Here is a 20,979-nt window from a genome sequence, read left to right as displayed (position 1 = left end):
GTTCTCGATGTCGATCGTGTGCTCGAACTCTTGCCAAAGGCTGCAATTGCCGCTTAGCCCGTCAACCGTCTCATAGGAGAGACAACAATGAAAACCTGTCTGGTCGTGGACGATTCCAGCGTGGTTCGCAAGATCGCACGCCGTATCATGGAGGAACTGGGTTTCTCCGTCGTCGAGGCGGAAGATGGTGAGCAGGCCCTCGAGCTCTGCACCAAGGGCCTGCCGGACGCCATCCTGCTCGACTGGAACATGCCGGTCATGGACGGCTACGACTTCCTCGGGCGGCTGCGACGGCTGCCGGGCGGCGAAGGCCCGAAGGTGGTGTTCTGCACCACGGAGAATGACATCGATCATATCTCGCGTGCGCTGAACGCCGGCGCCAACGAGTACATCATGAAGCCGTTCGACAAGGAAATTGTCGCTGCGAAGTTCCAGGAAGTTGGCCTCATCCAGGCATTGTCAGCCGAATCCGCCTGATCCCTTCCTCTGCCCAGAAGAGGCCATCCGTGAACCAGCCAGATTATGAATTCCTGCGCAAGCTGCTTCGAGACAAGTCAGGTCTCGATCTGTCTGCCGACAAGCAATATCTGATCGAGAGCCGCCTGCTTCCGCTCGCACGCAAGGCCGGCCTCACCAGCATCAGCGATCTCGTCCAGAAGCTGAAGGACGGATCGAGCGCTCTCGTCAGTCAGGTCGTCGAGGCGATGACCACCAACGAGACGTTCTTTTTCCGCGACAAGGTCCCGTTCGATCATTTCCGCGACGTGATCATGCCCGAACTCCTGAAGGCGCGTGCGAGCCGCAAGTCGATCCGCATCTGGTGCGCCGCCTGCTCGACCGGACAGGAACCCTATTCGCTGGCGATGTCGCTCAAGGAGATGAGCGCCGCGCTCAATGGATGGCGCGTCGAGATCGTTGCCACCGATCTCTCACAGGAGGTGCTCGAGAAGTCGAAGGCGGGCCTCTACAGCCAGTTCGAGGTGCAGCGTGGTCTGCCGATCCAGCTGCTGGTCAAATATTTCAAGCAGGCCGGCGAGCTCTGGCAGATCAATTCCGACGTTCGCGGCATGGTCCAGCATCGTCAGCTCAACCTGCTGCACGATTTCTCGCAGCTCGGCACATTCGACGTCGTCTTCTGTCGCAACGTGCTGATCTATTTCGACCAGGAGACCAAGATCAATATCTTCGGACGGCTCGCCAAGCTGATGGAGCCGGACGGCTTCCTGGTTCTGGGCGCGGCCGAAACCGTCGTCGGCCTGACCGACGTGTTCAAGCCGCTCACGGATCGTCGCGGCCTGTATCGTCCGAGCGGCGTCGTCTCCACGGCCAAGGCGCCACTTCCCGGCGCGCCCAGGGTCGCGGCTGCCGGCACCTAGAAGAGCCGCCACGGCGTGAAAGCAGGACACAGAGATGTCTGAAGAGAACAAAGGAACGGAGCGCGTCACCTTCAGCCGGGGGTACGATGTCTGCATCATGGGCATCGATGGGACCTGGCGGCGGGATTGCCAGCTCAACGCCATCTCCGACAATGACGCGGTGCTGACCGTCGAGGGATCCATCCAGGGACTGAACCTCAAGGAGTTCTTCCTACTGCTGTCCTCGACGGGATTGGCTTACCGGCGATGCGAGCTGGTCCGGGTCAACGGCGCCGAGATGGACATCCAGTTCATCAAGGGGAAAAACAAGAAGAAGCGCGGCGGCATGTCCGCTGGCCAGGAAACGACCGTGAGCTAGGTCGGCTGCAGCCCGGTGGCTCGTCGATCTCCGCGTGAAGCTCCCGGGCGACACACGAAGGCGGCTCAATATCCTGCGCAAGTCCTAAGCGACGTGGCCGTTTTTCGCAGAGCTGCTTTACGGCGCTTCAGGATGAGATGTGTAGAACAACGAAGTCAGTCAATTTTGCCAGGGACGACCAATGTCCGTCATGAGTTCGGAACCAGCGGCCAGCCGCCCGGGAGCTGTGGATGAGGGCGATCGGCGTGCACTGCAGCTTCTCGTCGTCGACGATGACGCTGCCCAGAGAACGCTGATCTCGTTGGCGGCCAAGCAGGCCGGCCACGCCGTGACGGTCGCCGCCACTTGCAATGATGCGATCCGTGAGGTGCGAAACAAGCGCTTCGATTGCGTGACGCTCGATCTCATGCTCGAGGATGGCGACGGCACCGAGGTCCTCAAGGCGATCGCCGACAGCCATTTCGCCGGCTCGGTGATCGTGATCAGCGGCATGGACGCGGCGAGGCGAATTGCGGCGCGGCTCTATGCCCGCTCCCTCGGAATCGATCTACAGAGCCTGCCGAAGCCGGTCGATCTGGCTGCGCTTCGCATCTACCTTGCCAATCTCGGCAAGACCGCGCTGGGCCTTCCGGTGGTCCACACCTGGGGCGGCGTTGCAGCCGATGGTGTTGCTGCCAAGCACCGGTCCTGACTCGGCGCGGCCGCAGCCCGGCAGATGAGTCCCAAACGTATGCAGGTTTGCGGTCCCACCGCCCGATGATCAAAACAAGGGCAGCGCGGGACGGGGTCCCTTGTGTCGACTGCCGTGCAGAAATTGAATTCAGCTTGGCCTGCCGGAACGGCAGCGCTCTGCGCCGGCCCAGCCCGACGATGCTCACGCCGCGATCGTTTGACATCGATCATGATCACATGTGCAGCGATGTGTTTTGCAAGGCAGCATGCTGCTGGCAAAGACTTCCTTGAGATCATGTTCAGATCGTGTTCTCGTGATGGCAGGCGCCGACACGCAGCTACTACTTGTGGGTTGGTGGCTTAAGCCGTACAAATACGGGTGCCCAAATCGCCTCACGAGTATGGTATCATAAGACGCGCTTTCATTGTTTCTTCTCTCTTTGCAAGAGCAATCGCCCATGGCCGAACAAACAACTTCCCGCGGTGAGATCTTTGTCGTCGACGACGACCCAGCCGTGCGCGACACCCTCTCGATGGTCCTGTCGGCGGGCGGATATGAGGTGATCTGCTTTGCGGACGGTGCCGCACTCCTGGCGGTGGCCAGAAGCCGGACTCCCTCCTGCATCCTGCTCGACGTCCACATCCCCGGAAAATCGGGACTCGACATCCTCAGGGAACTTCATGGCGAGGACTATCCGGCGCCGATCTTCATGATCTCGGGCCAGGGCGACATCCCGATGGCCGTCAACGCCATCAAGAACGGCGCGCTGGACTTCATCGAGAAGCCATTTCGCGGCAGTGAGATCGTAGCTCGCCTGAACGATGCCATCGGCGCGTTCGCGCGCCGGCAGAAAGAGAACGCTTCGCCGAAGATCGGCTCGCTGCACTTCCCCGGCCGAGAGCCGCTGACGCGCCGCGAACGCGAGGTGCTGGAGCAGTTCACGGCGGGCGCCTCGAACAAGGAGGCCGGACGCACGCTGGGCATCAGCCCGCGGACGATCGAGGACCACCGCGCCAACATCATGAAGAAGCTGGGTGCTCGCAACGCGGCGGATCTGATTCGCATCGTGATGACGGCGTCGCGCGCCAATTGAGAGTCCGGTCCGGCGGTGGCGCTTCGGGCTTGCGGCCGCGCGCGGCCGGCGGGTCAGGCTTCGTCAGCGGCAAGCGCCTTGCGGATCATGTTGGCCAGTTCGGATTTGCGATAGGGCTTCGGCAGCAGGAGCAGTCCCTCGTCGAGCCGGCCGTGATGGACGATCGCGTTTTCGGTGTAGCCTGACGTGAACAGCACGCGCTGGCCGGGGCGGATCCGCTGGACCTCCGACGCGAGCTGGCGTCCATTCATCGTCCCGGGCATGATGATGTCCGTGAACAGCAGGTCGAACGGCTCGCCGGCGTTGGTGATCGCGAGCGCTTCTGCCGCATTGGCGGCTTCGAGCGTCGCATAGCCCAGGGCATGGAGCTGCGCGAGTACGTAGCCGCGCACCAGCCGGTCGTCCTCCACCACCAGGATCGTTTCATGGCCGCCTTCGATCGACGGGGCGGTGCCCGACGATGAGGCGATCGCGCCCTCGCTGCCCGGCGGCAGGTACATGCGGATCGTGGTCCCGTGCCCTTCCTCGCTGTAGATCCTGATGTGTCCGGCCGACTGCTTGACGAAGCCATACACCATCGACAGGCCGAGCCCGGTGCCCTTGCCCGGTCCCTTCGAGGTGAAGAACGGGTTGAAGACCTTGTCGATGATTCCAGCCGGAATGCCGCTGCCGCTGTCGCTGACCGCGATCATCGCATAGCGGCCCGGCCTGACGTCGTCGTAGAGGCTCGCATAATTCTCGTCGAGGTCGGCCCAGCCGGTCTCCAGGATCAGCTTGCCGCCGTTCGGCATCGCGTCGCGGGCGTTGAGCGCGAGATTGATGACGGCGGTGGCGAGCTGGTTGGGGTCGACATGCGCGACGCAGGTCTCGTCCTGAAACACGGATTCGATTTCGACCTGCTCGCCCAGGGTGGGTCGCAACAGCTTGGCGGTGTCGATGATCAGCGTGTTGACGTCGACCTCGCGCGGTTGCAGCGGCTGCCGGCGCGCGAAGGCGAGCAGATGCTGCGTGAGATCGGCGCCGCGCGCGGCCGCCTCGTCGATCATCCGCGTGATCGCGGCGAGCTGCGGTTCCTTGGCCACGGCCGCCGCGAGGATCTCGATGGTGCCGGTGATCACGGTGAGGATGTTGTTGAAGTCGTGGGCGATGCCGCCGGTCAGCTGACCGATCGCCTCCATCTTCTCCGATTGCCGGATGCGCTCCTCCGTCGCGATCTTGTCCGTCAGGTCGCGGAAGAAGCCGTTCAGAACGAAGCCGTTGCGCGTCTTCAATGCGGTGACGCTGAGCTCGGCCCTGAACTCGCGGCCGTCGCGCCGCCTCACCATGACCTCGCGTCGGCGTCCGACACCGAGCGCCGAGGCCTGGCCGGTCATCACGATGCGGCCGAGCGCCGAGCGCAACTCCTCACCTTCGCCCTCGACCGTGATCACGCCGAACACGTCCTTGCCGAGGATCTCGGCGCGGGACCAGCCGAAGATCCGTTCGGCCTGCGAGTTCCAGTTGAGGATGGCGCCCTTGTCGTCGATCTGGACAAAGGCGTCGAGCGCCGTCTCGACGATGTTGCGGGCGAGCTGCTCGCTCTCGCGCAGGGTTTCCTGCGCCAGCCGGCTCTCCGTCATGTCGCGCCCGATGAAGAAGTGGCGTTGCACCGGCTCCGACCAGTTCGACGTCCAGGATAAGGTCACCACGCGACCATCCTTGTGGACGTAGCGTCCATCGGACGTGCGGGCCCGCAGGCCGTTGCGCGAGGCGCGAAGCTCCTCGCGCGCCTTGGCAAGATCGTCGGGATGGATGAAATCGGCGCCGCTGCGACCGATCATCTCGGCCGGGCTGTAGCCCAGGATCGTCTCCACGCTCGGCGACACCTGCACCAGGATGCCATGACGGTCGGTGATCAGGATCAGGTCCTGCGATGTCTCGAAGATGCGCCGGCGTTCTTCCGTCTGCTGCCGCAGCGCCTGCTCGGTCCTGCGGCTTTCGGTGATGTCGCGGGCGATCTTCGATGCGCCGATGATCTGTCCGCCAGGGGACTTGATCGGCGAGACGCTGAGCGAGGCGAGGATGTGCTCGCCGTCCTTGCGAATACGGACCGTCTCGAACGCCTGGATCCGCTCGCCGCGCGCGACGCGCAGCAGGATGTCCTGGGCCTCGGCCATCCGATCCTGCGGCACGAGAAAATCCGCCTGACGGCCCACGACCTCCTCGGCGGCGTAGCCCAGCATGGTTTGCGCAGCCGGATTCCATCCCGTAATGGTGCCGTCGAGCGCCAGCGTGACGATCGCATCGTTGGAGGACTCAACCGCGGCGCTGTACAGCCGTTCGCGTGCGGCGAAATGGTCGCGCGCCGCCTCCGTCAGATAGTGCTCCTGGACCTCGCGCTCCAGCTCGGCGGTCTTGCTGCGGACCTCGTCCAGCACGCGGGCGAAAGCGCGTGCCAGCACGCCGGTCTCGCCGACGGCCTCGAGCGGAATCTTCACCGCCTCGCCGCGGCCCACGCCCTCGACCGCCTGCGTCAGCTGGTTGATCGGACGTGTCAGCGATCTCGCGACCACGAACGCCAGCGCGGCGGCACACAGCATGGCGATGAGGCCGACCTCGATCGCCGTCTTGCGGATGGCGAGCGCCGGCGCCATGAACGCCGTATTCGGGATCGTCTCGATCACCGCGATCCATTCCTGTCCGGCGAGCAGCGCCGGCGCGAACGCGACGCCGCCGGGCCGGTCGGCGTCATCGTGGAGAATGCGCGCAAAGCCCTCGGTGGTGCCGGTCGCGCTTGCGAGCGACGGGAAATCGTCCTGCCAGCGCGCCGACTGGCCACGTTTCGAGGCGAATTCGCGCTCGGACTCGGGATGGAAGAGATAGTCGCCGCGCGCGTTGACGACATAAAGCTGTGCGCCGGGCCGGGCCGCCGTGCGCAAATGCGCGAACACCGGGCGCATGTCGAGATCGATCATCAGGATGGCGAACGGCTTGCCGTCCGGCGCAAACACCGGCGTGCCGACGCACAGCATCGGGACTCCGGTTTTGGGGTCCGTGGTGTTGCCGTCGAGGATGATCGGCGAGATCCGGATCCCGCCGGGGGCAAGGTTCAGCGTCTCCTTGATGTAGTTGCGTTCGCCGCGCGTGATCAGCTCGCTCTCCGGGACGATCCGGACGGTGTTGCCCGGCCCGAGCCGGTCGACGCGGATCAGCTCGCGATAATTGTTCTCGGTCCCGACCAGTCGGATCATTGCGTAGGTCGGCTTGGCCTGCAGCTCGGCGAAATAGCGCATCGCCACCCGCTCGCGCCACGACTGCGACGACAGACCCTCGCGCGGATCCGGCGCGCCGGACTTCAAGGTCCGCATCAAGGTCGCGAGGTTCGGCGACGCGCGGTAGCCATTGATGTCGTTGCGGGCGCCGCCGACATAGTTCTCCAGCTCGGTAGCCATCAGCCGCGAATGCGACTCGATGCGGTCCAGCGCGCGCGGCAGCAGCGCCCGCTCGAGGCTGCGATAGCCGAGCCAGCCGACGGCGAACACGGCAATCGCAACCAGCAGGATCATCGCAATCGCCAGCCGCGTCGTCAGCGACACGCGGCGGCCGAGACTGCGCGCCTCGCTTGCGCCTTCGGGGCCGCTCAGCGGCGACTGGCCGGTTCGGCTGTCAGGAGTTCGGAATAGCATCGGGGCCTGGCCGGGGTCGATCAACCTGCTTGCCTGCCGACGCCAGGCAATCGGACACCATCGCCAGGAGGGCAGCCGGCTTGAAAGGCTTGGGTAACGCGGACACCGCTCCGAGCTTGGTGGCCATGGTAAGATAGTCGGGCTCGGAGATCGAGCTTGAGGTCTGCGGCCGTCCCGAGGTCATGAGGATCGGAATGTCGGGTGCGCGCCGCAGGATCATGCGCATCGCCTCCAGCCCGTCCATGCCCGGCATGAAGATGTCGAGGATCACCAGATCGAAGCTCTCGTGCTCGACACGGGCAAGCGCCTTCCGACCGTCGCCGGCCGTGGCCACGGCGTGGCCTGCGTGTTCGAGCACGCGCTGAATGGTCAGCTGCATGACAGGATCGTCGTCCACGACCAGTATCTTCGCCACGCTCCGCGCCTCCCGATGGGTTGCCGGCAAGACCAACGGTCAGTTGTAAAGGTTTTGCCCAATTCGCGGCGCGCTGCAAGCGCTTCACCCGTCAACTCACACGCTGACGCCGGGGCGAGTGCTTCCGGTCACCGGACTGGCGGCCCCGGTGGGCTCACCCGACGCGGAAGCAGAGCTGTTGCCCAATCCGATCTCGTTGCCTCAAATTAAGGCACTCGCGCCGTAGTTGTACGGCTGAAGCCCTTCACATTCGCTTAATCGGAACAATGGAAAAGTTACCAAAGTTCCCGTCTTGCTTGTGCTGGCGTCAGCTCAATTGCGCATCCGTGAGCATTTCTGAAGGCATTTCACGACCTCCGAGAAGGGGCCGGGTTGGTCTCGGTTGGTCGTGCGGTGGATCGGGGCGCCCGAGGAGAGGCGGGCAGTTTGGAAGTCGTGGGGGATTTGATGTTTGGCTTCGTTTCGAATCTGAAGATCCAGAGCCGGTTGCTTGCCGGATTTGGTCTGGTCTGCATGCTGCTTGCCTGTGCGGTCGGCTATTCGGCCTACGCCGTGTCGGACGCGTCGGAGCACTTTCGCAAGATCGTCGGGCTCCGATCGCCGGTCGCGATCGCAAGCACACAGCTGGTTGCGAGCCTCCATGCGACGCTGGCGGCGTTGCGCGGCTATCTGCTGACCGGGGATCCCGAGCTGAAGCAGCGGCGTGCGACGCTGTGGATGGAGTTCGACAAGACCATCGCGGAATTCGACCGGCTTGCCGCCGGCTTCAGCGTTCCTGCCAACAGGGCGCTGTGGGCGGAGGCCAAGCCGCTGCTCAACGAGTTCCGGGCGGCTCAAGACAAGGCCGAGAGCGCGGCTTTCACGACCGATGCCTATCCAGCCACGAAGCTGCTCGGCGCCGAGGCCTCCCCGCTGATCGCGACCATGTTCGCCGAGGTCACCAAGATGATCGACGAGGAGAACGGTCTCGAGGCGACGCCGGAGCGGAAGCGCCTCTTGAAGACGATGGCCGACGTGCGCGGCAATCTGGCCGCGGCAGGGTCGCAGCTCAGGCTCTATGTCGCATCCGGCGATGCGTCCGACCGCGACAGGTTCGCCGCGCCTTACACCAACTACAAGAACGCTGTGGCCGCCCTTGCGTCCCAGGCCAGCCTGCTGACCCCGTCGCAGAAGGCCGCTTTCGACAAGGTCGCGCAGGCCAGCGAGGCGTTTGCGAAGCTTCCCGATCGCATCTTTGCGCTCCGCCAGTCGCCGCAATGGAATGCTGCGGTGTTCCTGCTGGCCACCGAGGCCGCGCCGCGCGCGAACAAGCTGCTCGACCTGCTCGACGGCAAAAGGCGGGCGGACGGCACGCTCGGCGACGGTCTCAAGACCAACCAGCTGGACGTGCTGGTGAAGGATTCGGCAGCCGTGACCGCCCTGATCGAACGCCTCATGGTCACCGAGTGGCTGCTGCTCGCGGTCGGCCTCGTGCTGTCGCTGAGCATCGCCATCGCGGTCGCGCGTTCGATCACCAGGCCGATCAAGGAGCTGGTAGCCGACTCGGCCCGGCTGTCCGACGGCGACACCACGGTCGAGTTCAAGACGGCGACGCGCGGCGACGAGATCGGCGACGTTTCGAAAGCCGTGGCGGTGTTTCGCGACAACGTCATCGCGCAGCAGCAGGCCTCAACGAACTATGTCCGCGAGGCCGAAGCGCGCGAGGCGATGAACCGCAACATGGAAGAGGCGGTCGAAGCTTTTCGCATCAAATCCACCGAGCTGCTGTCCGAGGTCGACGACAATGTCGGCGTGATGCGGAACACGGCCGAGTCCCTCACGGGCATCGCCGGCCACGCCACCGAGCAGGCCTCCTCCGCAGCGGGCGCGTCCGAGAAGACCGCCGTCAACGTACAGACGGTGGCCTCTGCCGCCGAGCAGCTGACGAGCTCGATCGTCGAGATCGGTCGGCAGATCGAGCTGTCCAACGCCACGGTGCGCAACGCCAACACCACGACGGCGCGTTCGGAGGCCGAGATCGAGAGTCTCGCTCAGGCGGCGCAGAGCATCTCGACCGTGGTCGATCTGATCCAGGCCATCGCGGCGCAGACCAATCTGCTCGCGCTCAACGCGACGATCGAGGCGGCGCGCGCGGGCGAGGCCGGTCGCGGCTTCGCCGTCGTCGCGCAGGAGGTGAAGTCGTTGGCCGAGCAGACGGCCAAGGCGACCCAGGAGATCAGCCAGCACGTGCAGGGCATCCAGAGCTCGACCAGCAACGCGGTTGCCTCCGTCAAGGAGGTCTCGACGGCGATGCGCCAGATGGCGGACGTGACCACTGCGATCGCCAGCGCCGTGGAGGAGCAGGGGGCGGCGACGCGGGAGATCTCGCACAACGTTCAAATGGCGGCATCGGGCAGCAAGATCCTGGCCTCCAACATCTCCACGGTCAGCGCGGCGATCGAGGAGACCAGCCAGTCGGCGGACAGTGTCCGCAGCGCGTCCGACAACGTCTCGCGGGTGGCCGAAAACCTCGCTGCGGAAGTCCAGGAGTTCTTCATCAAGCTGCGCACGGGTGCGCTCGATCGCCGCGTCGAGGACGACCCGAACTACCGGGGGCCGGAACGCCGCGTCAATCGCGGCACCGGACAGGCGCCGCGTCGCGTGGCGTGACGCCAGCTAGCCGCTGAGGTAGTCCGGCCATCCGCTGCGGATCGTCGCGAGGTCGCTGAGCGTGCCGGTCAGATGTTCGCGCAGATGCGCCTGCGCCTCGTCCGGCTGTCCCGCGGCGATCGCATCGACGATCTGCTTGTGGTGACGCAGGATGGTCTGCGCCTTGCCGGGGGAGGGCAGATGCAGCCGCCTGAGACGGTCGATATGGCCGCTGCGGCTGCGCACCAGCGTCCACAGCTCATGCTTGTCCGCGGCGGTGTAGAGCCGTTCGTGGAAAGCGTTGTCGACGACGGTGAAGGACGCGAAATCGCCATCCTTCGCGAAGCGCCGCTGCTGAGCGATCAGCGCGTAGAGATCATCGGTTGGAGCGGCCCTCGGCGTCAGCGCCAGCAGGCGCACGATTTCGAGCTCCAGCGCCTGACGCAGGAACTGCGCCTGCTGTGCCCGGTCGACATCGATCCGGCTGACCAGCGTCGCATGCTGCGGGAAGATTTCCACCAGGCCTTCCTCGGCGAGCCGCATCAGCGCGTCCCGGATCGGAGTCGAGCTCAGGCCGAACTCGGCCTGCAGGGCGGTCCTTGACAAGGGGGCGCCGGGCGGCAGCACGAGAGCGATGATCTGGTCGCGCAGCCGTTCGAATACCTGCGGCGCCGCGCGCCGGCTCGGGTCGAGCCGTTCGGGAATGAGAGCTGCAGGCGGCGTCGCAGGAAGGGCCATGAGAGCGGACGTCCGGGTTCGAATGTCGCAGGCTGAGAACAACGCTTGTCAGAGATACACTAATGCATTAGTGCATCTCGCGACCGGCCGTCAAGAAGCTGCCGGCGTGCGAGGAGGGATGTCCCATGTTTGAGAAGTTCGGGCGCTCGGCCACACGGGCCGTCGTCGTACTGGCCGCAATGTGGATCGCGGCGGACTGGAATGCGGCCCAAGCGCAGCAGAAGACCGAGATCTCGCTGTCGCGCCAGCCCGGCATCTTCTACATGCCGAGCCACATCATCGAGAAGCAGAAGCTGATCGAGAAGCATGCCGCGGCGCTCGGCGTTCCCGGCGTCACCACCAAATGGCTGACCTTCTCGGGCGGTGGCGCGCAGACCGACGCGCTGCTGTCGGGTAGCGTCGACATCCTCAACACCGGCACCGGCAACCTGCTGCTGCTGTGGGACCGCACCCGCGGCGGCGTGAAGGGCATCGTCGCCACGTCGGCGCAGCCGATGACGCTGATCAGCCGCGACCCCAACATCAAGTCGATCAAGGATTTTGGTCCGACCGACAAGATCGCGGTGCCGACGGTGAAAGTCTCGACCCAGGCCATCGTGCTGCAGATCGCCGCTGCCGAGGCGTTCGGCGCCGATCAGTGGAACAAGCTCGATGCCAACACGGTGCAACTCGGCCATCCCGATGCCTACACCGCGCTGACCAACCCGCAGCACGAGGTGCACAACCACTTCTCGATCCCGCCCTACACGTTCCTCGAACTCAAGAACGTTCCCGGCGCACATGTCGTTCTGAACTCCCCCGACATCATGGGCGGGCCGCTGAGCCAGGCGCAGTTCTTCACCACGACAAAGTTCGCCGATGCCAATCCGAAGATCATCCAGGCCGTGCGCGACGCCACCAAGGAGGCGCAGGACCTGATCCGCAGCGACACCAAGGCGGCTATCGAGATCTACAAGGAGATCACCGGCGACAAGACCTCGGTCGAGGATCTTCTGGCCTGGCTCAAGGAGCCCGGAATGATGGAGTGGAATCTGGAGCCGCAGGGTACGATGAAGTTCGCCGCCCATCTCGCCAAGATCGGTACCATCAAGACCCAGCCGAAGGCGTGGACCGACTACTATCTTCCGGTCGCGCATGATCTGAAGGGCAACTGATGTCCGCGCTGCTCGATGTCGATGGCGTCACGCTGCGCTACAAGACCTCCAGCGCCGTGATCACGGCGACGGAGCGGGTCGGCTTCTCCGTCGACCGCTCCGATCGCTTCGTGCTGCTCGGCCCTTCCGGTTGCGGCAAGTCGACCCTGCTGAAAGCCGTCGGCGGCTACATCAAGCCGAGCGAAGGCCGCATGCAGATCAATGGCCGTGAGATCACCGGACCCGGCGCCGACCGCATGATGATCTTCCAGGAGTTCGATCAGCTGCTGCCATGGAAGACCGTGCTCGCCAACGTCATGTTCCCGTTGCTGACGGCCCGGCGCATGCCGCGCAAGGAAGCCGAGAGCAGGGCGCGCGCCTATATCGAGAAGGTCGGGCTGACGCGCGTCGTCGATGCCTATCCGCACACCCTGTCGGGCGGCATGAAGCAGCGCGTGGCGATCGCCAGGGGCATGGCGATGGAGCCTGACATTCTGCTGATGGACGAGCCGTTCGCGGCGCTGGACGCGCTGACGCGGCGGACCTGCCAGGATGAGTTGCTGCAACTCTGGAATGAGACGAAATTCACGGTGCTGTTCGTGACGCATTCGATCGCGGAAGCCATCAAGATCGGAAACCGCATTCTGTTGCTGTCGCCGCATCCCGGCCGCGTCAAAGCCGAGGTGATCGACGTCGACAAGGTCTCGACCGAGGACGGCAGCGCCGCGCGGCTGGAGAAGCAGATCCATGATCTGCTGTTCTCCGAACCCGCAACGGCGCATTGAGGAGGCCTGGATATGGCTGACGCCAAGATCATTCTGCGCGAGACGTCGACGGCCAGCGCGGGGCCTGCCGATGTCGAGCGCAAACTGAGCGTGCTCGAGCTGTTGTGGAACGACGGCTTCGTCCGCAAGAGCCTGATCATCGTCGTGCTCGCGGCGATCTGGCAGGCCTATGGCAGCTATCTCGACAATCCCCTGCTGTTCCCGACCTTCTCCGACACCATCGCAGCGCTCTGGGAAAAGCTGCGCGACGGCACCATTCCGATGCGCGCCTGGACCTCGCTGAAAGTGTTGTTCATGGGCTATGCCGCGGGCATCACGCTCGCGGCCATCCTGACCGTGCTGGCGATCTCCACCCGAATCGGCACGGATTTTCTCGAGACCGTCACCGCGATGTTCAACCCGCTGCCGGCGATCGCGCTCCTGCCGCTGGCCTTGATCTGGTTCGGGCTCGGCAGCGGCAGCCTGGTATTCGTGCTGATCCACTCGGTGCTGTGGCCGGTCGCGCTCAACACTCATTCCGGCTTCAAGAGCGTGTCGAACACGCTGCGCATGGTCGGACGCAATTACGGCCTGACCGGCTTCTCCTACGTCATCCGCATTCTCATTCCCGCGGCGTTCGGTGCGATCCTCACCGGCCTGAAGATCGGCTGGGCCTTCGCCTGGCGCACCCTGATCGCCGCCGAGCTGGTGTTCGGCGTCTCCTCAGGGCAGGGTGGCCTCGGCTGGTTCATCTTCGAGAACCGCAACCTGCTGGAGATTCCGGCTGTCTTCGCCGGCCTCCTGACCGTCATCCTGATCGGCCTCGTAGTCGAGAACCTGATCTTCCGCACCATCGAGCGCAAGACCGTGCTGACCTGGGGGACCCAATCATGACGACACGCAAGACGCCCGATGAGCTGCGCAGCGCGCGCTGGTTTGCCCCCGACGATCTCCGCTCCTTCGGCCATCGCTCGCGCGTGATGCAGATGGGCTATGCCCAGGAGGAGTGGAAGGGCCGCCCGGTCATCGCCATCGTCAACACCTGGTCGGATGCGCAGCCCTGCCACATGCATTTCAAGCAGCGCGTCGACGACGTGAAGCGCGGCGTGCTGATGGCGGGCGGATTTCCGATCGAGCTGCCGGCGCTGTCGCTGTCGGAGTCGCTGTTGAAGCCGACCACGATGCTTTACCGCAACATGCTGGCGATGGACGTCGAGGAGCTGCTGCGCAGCCACCCCGTGGACGGCGCCGTGCTGATGGGCGGCTGCGACAAGACGACTCCGGCGCTGCTGCTCGGCGCCACCAGCATGAACCTGCCCGCGATCTATCTGCCCGCAGGCCCGATGCTGCGCGGCAATTGGAAGGGCAAGACGCTCGGCTCCGGCTCGGATGCCTGGAAGTACTGGGACGAGCGCCGTGCTGGCAAACTGTCGGAGGCTGACTGGAGTGCGATGGAGGCCGGCATCGCCCGCAGCCACGGCACCTGCATGACCATGGGCACGGCGTCGACGATGACGGCGATTGCGGAAGCGATCGGCATGACCCTGCCGGGCGCGTCGTCGATTCCTGCGGCTGATGCCGAGCACATCCGCATGAGCTCGGAATGCGGTCGCCGCATCGTCGAGATGGTGTGGGAGGATCTGACGCCGTCGAAGATCCAGACGAAGGCAGCGTTTGAGAACGCAATCGCGGTGGCGATGGCGATGGGCTGCTCGACCAATGCCATCATCCACGTCATCGCGCAGGCGCGCCGCGCCGGCGCCGACATCGGGCTGGATGATTTCGAGGCCGCCAGCCGCAAGGTGCCGGTGCTCGCCAATGTCCGGCCGAGCGGCGACACCTATCTGATGGAGGACTTCTACTACGCGGGCGGCTTGCCTGGATTGATGAGCCGGATGACGGAGCATCTCCATCTCGACTGCGTTACCGTCAACGGCCGCACCCTCGGCGACAACATCAAGGGCGCCGGCGTCTACAATGACGACGTCATCCGCCCGCAGTCCAATCCGATCTATCGCGAAGGCGCGCTCGCCGTGCTCAAGGGCAACCTCGCTCCGGACGGATGCGTCATCAAGCCTTCGGCCTGCGAGCCGCGCTTCCTCAAGCACACCGGCCCGGCTCTGGTGTTCGACGACTATCCGTCGATGAAGAAGGCGATCGACGATCCCGATCTCGACGTCACGGCCGACCACGTCATGATCCTGCGCAATGCCGGACCGCAAGGCGGGCCGGGCATGCCGGAATGGGGCATGCTGCCGATCCCGACCAAGCTGGTGAAGCAGGGCGTCCGCGACATGGTGCGGCTGTCGGACGCGCGCATGAGCGGCACCAGCTACGGCGCCTGCATCCTGCACGTCTCGCCCGAGTCTTATATCGGCGGTCCGCTCGCGCTGGTGCGCAACGGCGACCTGATCACGCTCGACGTCGCCGCCCGCACGATCAATCTCGACGTGCCCGCGGACGAACTGGCCCGCCGCCGCGCCGCCTGGACGCCGCCCGCGCCACGCTTCGAGCGCGGCTACGGCTGGATGTTCGCCCGCCACATCCGCCAAGCCAATGACGGCTGCGACTTCGACTTCCTCGAGACGGGCTTCGGCGCGCCGGTGAAGGAGCCGGCAATCTATTAGTTCACACCGTCATTCCGGGGCAGGCGAAGCCTGAACCCGGAATCTCGAGATGAGGTGTCCAACTATCACCCCAACGGCGGTGCGCTCCCTCCCCCCTTGTGGGGGAGGGGGGTAGCCCCAAGCGACACCTTCTCCGCGGACCCCCACCCCCAACCCCTCCCCGCAAGGGGGAGGGGAGTTGCAGCGAGCAAGATCAGAGAGATGACCAAACTCAGCACCGCCACCCGCAACAAGCTCAAGACCGTCTCGACAGCCACTGTCGCCACCGCGCTGTTCAAGCGCGGCCTGCGCATCCAGTGCATCCAGAATGTCCATCCGCTCAGCCCGGAGCAGCCGACGATGGTCGGCGAGGCCTTCACGCTCCGCTACATCCCGGCGCGCGAGGATCTCAACACGATCGACGTCTTCCGCGATCGGGGGCATCCGCAGCGCAAGGCCGTGGAGGATTGCCCGCCCGGTGCCGTGCTGGTGATGGACAGCCGCAAGGACGCGCGCGCCGCGTCGGCCGGCGCCATTCTCGTCAGCCGCCTGCAGCAGCGCGGCGTCGCCGGCGTCGTCACCGACGGCGGCTTCCGAGATGCGGCCGACATTGCCAGGCTCGGCATTCCCGCCTTCCATCAGCGCCCGAGCGCGCCGACCAATCTCACCTTGCATCATGCCATCGAGATCAACGGCCCGATCGCCTGCGGCGACGCGCCGGTGTTTCCCGGCGACGTCATCCTCGGCGACTCCGACGGCGTCATCGTCATCCCCGCCGGGATCGCCGATGAGATCGCCGACGAGACCTTCGAGATGACCGCGTTCGAGGATTTTGTTGCCGAGCAGGTCGCCCAAGGCCGCTCCATCCTCGGCCTCTACCCGGCGACGGATCCGCAGACCCCGGCAGATTTCGCCGCCTGGCGGGCGAAGAACAACAGGTAGCTGCTACGTCCCCCGCTGTCGTCCCTTGCCCCGTTGGTAAGGCGAGAGCGGGCCATATCCTCCGCCGTCGTCCCGGCCTTGAGCCGGGACCCATAGCCACAGGGCTGTGTGATGGCAAAGGACGTGGCTCCAGCGTGCTCAACAATAAACAGCGGTGGTTATGGGTCCCGGCTCAAGGCCGGGACGACACCGTTGATGCTGCGAGTTGCCGGGCAGTCAGTTCACGCCCGGGCGCCGCTCAGGCAGTCCGATCCGCCATCCCCACCGCCCACAGCGCGAACGCGTAGACGATGGCGATCTCATCCAAGCGATTGAAGCGGCCGGAGGCGCCGCCGTGGCCGGCGCCCATGTTGGTGCGCAGCACGACCGGGCCGCCTGATGTCATCGTCGCGCGCAGCCGGGCGATCCATTTCGCCGGCTCCCAATAGGTGACGCGCGGGTCGGTCAGTCCGGCCATCGCCAGGATCGCTGGATAATCCTTCGCCGCGACGTTGTCGTAGGGCGAGTACGACAGGATGGTGCGGAAATCCTTCTCGCTCTCGATCGGGTTGCCCCATTCGGGCCATTCCGGCGGCGTCAGCGGCAGGGTGTCGTCGAGCATGGTGTTGAGCACGTCGACGAACGGCACCTCGGCGACGATGCCGGCGAACAGCTCGCCCGAACGGTTGGCGACCGCGCCCATCAGCATGCCGCCGGCGCTGCCGCCATGGCCGACGATGCGCTTGGCGCTGGTGTAGTTCGCCGCGATCAGCGCACGCGCGCACGCGGCGAAATCGTCGAAGCTGTTGGTCTTCTTCTCGCGCTTGCCGTCGAGGTACCAGCCCCAGCCCTTGTCGGTGCCGCCGCGGATATGGGCGATCGCGTAGACGAAGCCGCGGTCGACCAGCGACAGCCGGTTGGCCGAGAACGAGGCCGGCATCGCATGGCCGTAGGAGCCGTAGCCATACAGCAGCAGCGGCGCCGAGCCGTCGGCCTTGAAGTCGCGCCGGTGCAGCAGCGACACCGGCACCTCGGCGCCGTCCGCGGCCTTGGCCATGATGCGCGTGGTGACGTAGTCGGCCGGATTGTGTCCGGACGGAATCTCCTGGCGCTTGCGCAACGTCTTTGCGCGCGTCACCATGTCGTAGTCCCACACCTCGGATGGCGTCGTCATCGACGAATAGGCAAAGCGCAGATTGGTGGTGTCGAACTCGTAGGAGCCCATCGCATCCAGCGAGTAGGCGCCTTCGGCGAAGGCGATCGCGTGCTCCTCGCCCGACTTCAGATCGCGGATCACGATCGACGGCAGCGCATTGGCGCGCTCCAGCCGCACCAGATGGCCGCTGTAGAGATCGTGGTCGAGCACGTAGATGCCGGCGCGATGCGGGATCAGATCGCGCCAGTTGGCGCGCTCGGGTGATGCCAGCGGCGCGGTCACGATCTTGAAGTCGATGGCGCCGTCGGCATTGGTGAGAATGAACAGCTCGTCGCCGCGATCGGCGATCGAATATTGCACGCCGTTCTCGCGCGCGGCCACCAGACGCGGCGGCGTCTCGGGCGCATCGAGATCGATCAGCCGCTGCTCCGATGTCTCGTGATCGCCGCCGGCGATGACGCAGAACCGGCCCGACGTCGACTCGTGCACATGGGTGAACCAGCCGGTGTCCTTCTCCTCGTACACCAGCACGTCGTCGGCCTGCTTCGTGCCGAGCTTGTGCCGCCACACCTGCATCGGGCGGTGGTTGTCGTCGAGCTTGACGTAGAAGAAGCTCTTGCAGTCGCGCGACCACACCACGCCGCCGTCGGTCTCCTCGACGATGTCAGCGAGGTCGTCGCCGCCGTCCCAGTCGCGCACGCGGATGGTGAAATATTCCGAGCCCTTGGTGTCGGCGCTCCAGGCCACGAGATTGTGGTCGTGCGAATGCCGGCTGCCGCCGAACTTGAAATACTCGTGGCCGCGCGCCAGCGCGTCACCGTCGAGCCCGATCGTCTCCGCGCCGCCGTGGCGCGGCGTCCGGCAGAACAGCTCGTGCTGGCCGCCCTCGCGGTACTTGCGGAAGTAGGCGTAGGGACCGTCCGGCGACGGCACCGAGGAGTCGTCCTCCTTGATGCGGCCGCGCATCTCGGCAACGATCGTCTTCTGCAGCGGCGCGGTGTGGCCGAGCACGCTTTCCGCATAGCCGTTCTCCGCCTCGAGATAGGCGCGGATATCCGCATCCAGCAACGTTGGATCGTGCAGCACCTCCTGCCAGCGTGCATCCTTCAGCCAGGAATAATCATCCTCGACGGTGATGCCGTGGCGGGTGAAGGAGTACGGGCGGCGCGGCGCCACCGGCGCCTTGGTGCTGCTATCGGTCATGTTGTCCTTACGGGGTCACGCTCTCGCCGAGCCACTGGATCGCGGCGTCGAGGCCGCCGCGGCCGTGCGGAATCTTCAACGCCACCAGCGCCATTTCGATCACGCCGAGCGTTCCCAGCACCATCGGTGCATTGACATGGCCCATATGGGCGATACGGAACGCCTTGCCCTGGAGATCACCGATGCCGGTGCCGAGCACGACGCCGCACTGCTCCTTGCAGTAGGTCTGCAGCACCGCGGGATCATAGCCCTCGCCGACCAGCACGGTCGTCACGGTGTTGGAGCGCTCGGCGGCATCCTCGATGTTGAAGCCGATCACCTGGCCCTCGCTCCACTTCGCGACCGCGCGGCGCACCGCCTCGCCGAGCAGCTGGTGCCTGCGGAACGCGTGCGGCAGCCCTTCGGCGAACAGCATGTCCATGGCCCGGCGTAGCGCGAACAACAGATGAACCGGGGCGGTGCCGCCATATTTGCGATAATGCTCGAGGCCCTCGCGCTCGCTCCAGTCCCAATACGGGGTGCGCATGTTGGCGCGCTCGTGGGCCTTCAGAGCACGGTCATTGGCCGCCACGAAGCCGAGGCCAGGCGGCGTCATCAGACCCTTCTGCGAGCCGGACATCGCGACGTCGATGTTCCACGCATCCATCTCGAACGGCATGCAGCCGAGCGAGGCGACGGTGTCGACCATGTAGAGGGCAGGGTGGCCTGAGGCCTTGATCGCGCGGCCGATCGCCTCGACGTCGTTGACGACGCCAGAGGCGGTGTCGATCTGCGCCACGACGATCGCCTTGATGCTGTGCTCCTTGTCGGCGCGCAGCCGCGCCTCGACCTCGGCCGGTCGCACGGCGCGGCGCCAGTCGCCACGCAGCACCTCCACTTCGGCACCCATCGCCTTGGCCGCGTGACCCCAGCCGACCGCGAAGCGGCCGCTCTCCAGCACCAGCACCTTGTCGCCGCGCGACAATACGTTGGAGAGCACGGCCTCCCACGCGCCATGGCCATTGGCGATGTAGATGTAGGTCTTGCCCTTGGTTGCGAACAGCCGGCCGAGATCGGCCATGATGCCGTCGGTCAGCTCCACCATCTGCTTGGAGTAGATGTCGAGCGCCGGGCGGTGCATCGCCTGCAGCACCTCGTCCGGCATCGTGGTGGGTCCCGGGATGGCCAGAAACTCCCGGCCCGCGCGAACGGTCATTGTCAGTGTCCTCGGCGATGAAATCTAGCGATGGGGTGTGGCAGGCGCTCGCACGCGGCGAGCCCGGACTGGTTTTACGTGGCGCGGCTGCCAATGAAAAGCCGGAGAAGCCGGGGGGCTGGCATGCCCCGGTCAGCGAGGCCCGGGAGCCTCAGCGGCGGGTCTCGCGGCAGCCGGCGGCCTCGGCCTCCTCGACCGAGCAGAACCAGCGCGTGCCCTTGGCGACGTGCATCTTGATCTGCGCGTACCAGCGGCTCTTGGGCGTGTGATAGATGCACTCGCCGGCGCCGTTGACGTTGCCCTTGATGGTGCAGTCGGGGGAGGGCGCGACCGGGCCCGAGGCCGAGGCGAGCAGGATGTTGCGCGCGCCCTCGGGCGGCTTGGTGGCGCCGAGGATCGTGGTCTTCTTGTTGCGCACGCGCCAGTCCCACGGCGCGATGAACGCGCCCTGCCACATGCCGGCCTTGGCGGTGCGCGCCTCGGCCTCGTCCGGCTCGTAGTCGCGCGACAAGGTGCGATAGGCCAGCGCCCAGCCGCTGCGCACCAGCCATTTCTGGATGTCCTCGCCATCAACGTCGCAGCGCGCCACCTGACGTCCCCTGCGGTCGATCGACCTGGGATGACACACCCAGCTCTTGCCGTCGGCATGCTTGATCAGTTCGTCGCGCGCGGCCACGCCGCAGGTCCAGCGCTCGCCGTCCTTGTTCAGGCAGAGCTGATCGACCGATGGCGCGTCGATGCCGCCGAGCCGGACGCGGGTGGTGCCGATCACCACGCTGTCGGCCTCGCGGACTTTGGCGACGCCGGTGATGTCGGCGGCGGACGCGATGGAGGGCAGCAGCAGGAAGAGCGCGAGCAGGGCGGGTTTCATCGTCATGAACGGGCGCGGATCGTCCTTGGGGAAATGCAATGCCCGCAATTGTGCGGCGGATCGGGCGCTTGTTCCAGCGCGGTGATTGCCTGACTTGCTCAACTTCGCGCGATGCGAGGCCGTCCGGCATTAGGAATTCAGTCATCGCCACGACGACGGTGCGCTCCCCTCCCCCTTGNGGGGA

At 65.5% G+C, this 20,979-nt stretch carries 17 protein-coding genes; 11 read left to right on the top strand and 6 right to left on the bottom strand.

The genetic code is table 11. The features are described from left to right. The first annotated feature begins 87 nt into the window (after positions 1 to 87). From BRAO375_RS07270 to BRAO375_RS07250, 5 genes are all read left to right on the top strand, one after another. Positions 88 to 477, top strand: coding sequence for a response regulator (locus tag BRAO375_RS07270; protein ID WP_009026818.1), 390 nt, complete (start codon positions 88 to 90; stop codon positions 475 to 477). Between the two features lie 29 nt (positions 478 to 506). Beyond that, positions 507 to 1,376 carry a CheR family methyltransferase gene (locus BRAO375_RS07265; protein WP_009026817.1) on the top strand — a complete coding sequence of 290 codons (870 nt, stop codon included), beginning with the start codon at positions 507 to 509 and terminating at the stop codon, positions 1,374 to 1,376. 34 nt (positions 1,377 to 1,410) lie between these two features. Next, a complete protein-coding gene (locus BRAO375_RS07260; RefSeq protein WP_009026816.1) occupies positions 1,411 to 1,734 on the top strand; it encodes a hypothetical protein in 324 nt (107 codons plus the stop codon). Between the two features lie 181 nt (positions 1,735 to 1,915). Continuing rightward, on the top strand, positions 1,916 to 2,425 hold the full coding sequence (locus tag BRAO375_RS07255; protein WP_009026815.1) for a response regulator: 510 nt from the start codon (positions 1,916 to 1,918) through the stop codon (positions 2,423 to 2,425). 439 nt (positions 2,426 to 2,864) lie between these two features. Next, complete coding sequence (locus BRAO375_RS07250) at positions 2,865 to 3,500, top strand: response regulator transcription factor (RefSeq protein WP_009026814.1); 636 nt, start codon at positions 2,865 to 2,867, stop codon at positions 3,498 to 3,500. A 53-nt stretch (positions 3,501 to 3,553) separates the two neighbouring features. Here the strand turns inward: BRAO375_RS07250 and BRAO375_RS07245 are convergent, their stop codons facing one another. Together BRAO375_RS07245 and BRAO375_RS07240 are read right to left on the bottom strand one after the other, a co-directional pair. Further along, complete coding sequence (locus BRAO375_RS07245) at positions 3,554 to 7,165, bottom strand: PAS domain S-box protein (RefSeq protein ID WP_009026813.1); 3,612 nt, start codon at positions 7,163 to 7,165, stop codon at positions 3,554 to 3,556. Then, complete coding sequence (locus BRAO375_RS07240) at positions 7,146 to 7,580, bottom strand: response regulator (RefSeq protein WP_009026812.1); 435 nt, start codon at positions 7,578 to 7,580, stop codon at positions 7,146 to 7,148. Before BRAO375_RS07240 ends, BRAO375_RS07245 begins: the two co-directional genes overlap by 20 nt. A 447-nt stretch (positions 7,581 to 8,027) precedes the next feature. Between BRAO375_RS07240 and BRAO375_RS07235 the strand changes: the two genes are divergently transcribed. Beyond that, positions 8,028 to 10,229, top strand: coding sequence for a HAMP domain-containing methyl-accepting chemotaxis protein (locus BRAO375_RS07235; RefSeq protein WP_035639396.1), 2,202 nt, complete (start codon positions 8,028 to 8,030; stop codon positions 10,227 to 10,229). A gap of 6 nt (positions 10,230 to 10,235) precedes the next feature. Here BRAO375_RS07235 and BRAO375_RS07230 read toward each other — a convergent pair whose 3' ends face one another. Next, entirely contained in the window at positions 10,236 to 10,946 is a 711-nt protein-coding gene (locus BRAO375_RS07230; RefSeq protein WP_009026809.1) for a GntR family transcriptional regulator, read from the bottom strand. A 179-nt stretch (positions 10,947 to 11,125) separates the two neighbouring features. On the opposite strand from BRAO375_RS07230, the gene BRAO375_RS07225 reads away from it, so the two are divergent. From BRAO375_RS07225 to BRAO375_RS07205, 5 genes are all read left to right on the top strand, one after another. Then, positions 11,126 to 12,100 carry an ABC transporter substrate-binding protein gene (locus BRAO375_RS07225; RefSeq protein ID WP_085964465.1) on the top strand — a complete coding sequence of 325 codons (975 nt, stop codon included), beginning with the start codon at positions 11,126 to 11,128 and terminating at the stop codon, positions 12,098 to 12,100. Next, positions 12,100 to 12,864, top strand: a complete 765-nt coding sequence (locus tag BRAO375_RS07220; RefSeq protein WP_009026807.1) for an ABC transporter ATP-binding protein — start codon at positions 12,100 to 12,102, stop codon at positions 12,862 to 12,864. The genes BRAO375_RS07225 and BRAO375_RS07220 overlap by 1 nt, the downstream gene beginning before the upstream one ends. Before the next feature lie 12 nt (positions 12,865 to 12,876). Further along, positions 12,877 to 13,737: an ABC transporter permease gene (locus BRAO375_RS07215; protein WP_009026806.1), complete on the top strand. Its 861-nt coding sequence runs from the start codon at positions 12,877 to 12,879 to the stop codon at positions 13,735 to 13,737. After that, positions 13,734 to 15,470, top strand: a complete 1,737-nt coding sequence (gene araD, locus BRAO375_RS07210; protein ID WP_009026805.1) for an L-arabinonate dehydratase — start codon at positions 13,734 to 13,736, stop codon at positions 15,468 to 15,470. Before BRAO375_RS07215 ends, araD begins: the two co-directional genes overlap by 4 nt. 201 nt (positions 15,471 to 15,671) lie before the next feature. Then, the gene (locus tag BRAO375_RS07205) at positions 15,672 to 16,391 is read left to right on the top strand and encodes a ribonuclease activity regulator RraA (RefSeq protein ID WP_009026804.1); all 720 of its coding nucleotides are present in this window, start codon (positions 15,672 to 15,674) and stop codon (positions 16,389 to 16,391) included. 238 nt (positions 16,392 to 16,629) lie between these two features. Here BRAO375_RS07205 and BRAO375_RS07200 read toward each other — a convergent pair whose 3' ends face one another. The 3 genes from BRAO375_RS07200 to BRAO375_RS07190 all read right to left on the bottom strand — a co-directional run bounded on the left by BRAO375_RS07200 (position 16,630) and on the right by BRAO375_RS07190 (position 20,801). Then, positions 16,630 to 18,729 carry a S9 family peptidase gene (locus BRAO375_RS07200; RefSeq protein ID WP_009026803.1) on the bottom strand — a complete coding sequence of 700 codons (2,100 nt, stop codon included), beginning with the start codon at positions 18,727 to 18,729 and terminating at the stop codon, positions 16,630 to 16,632. A gap of 7 nt (positions 18,730 to 18,736) precedes the next feature. After that, positions 18,737 to 19,924, bottom strand: coding sequence for a pyridoxal-phosphate-dependent aminotransferase family protein (locus BRAO375_RS07195; RefSeq protein WP_009026802.1), 1,188 nt, complete (start codon positions 19,922 to 19,924; stop codon positions 18,737 to 18,739). A 151-nt stretch (positions 19,925 to 20,075) separates the two neighbouring features. After that, the gene (locus BRAO375_RS07190; protein ID WP_009026801.1) at positions 20,076 to 20,801 is read right to left on the bottom strand and encodes a thermonuclease family protein; all 726 of its coding nucleotides are present in this window, start codon (positions 20,799 to 20,801) and stop codon (positions 20,076 to 20,078) included. Between the last annotated feature and the right edge of the window lie 178 nt (positions 20,802 to 20,979).

Origin of the sequence: Bradyrhizobium sp. ORS 375, assembly GCF_000239775.1 — a bacterium.
Lineage (GTDB): Bacteria > Pseudomonadota > Alphaproteobacteria > Rhizobiales > Xanthobacteraceae > Bradyrhizobium.
The sequence above is the reverse complement of the archived record's forward strand: the minus strand, read 5'-3'. Positions and strand labels throughout refer to the sequence as shown.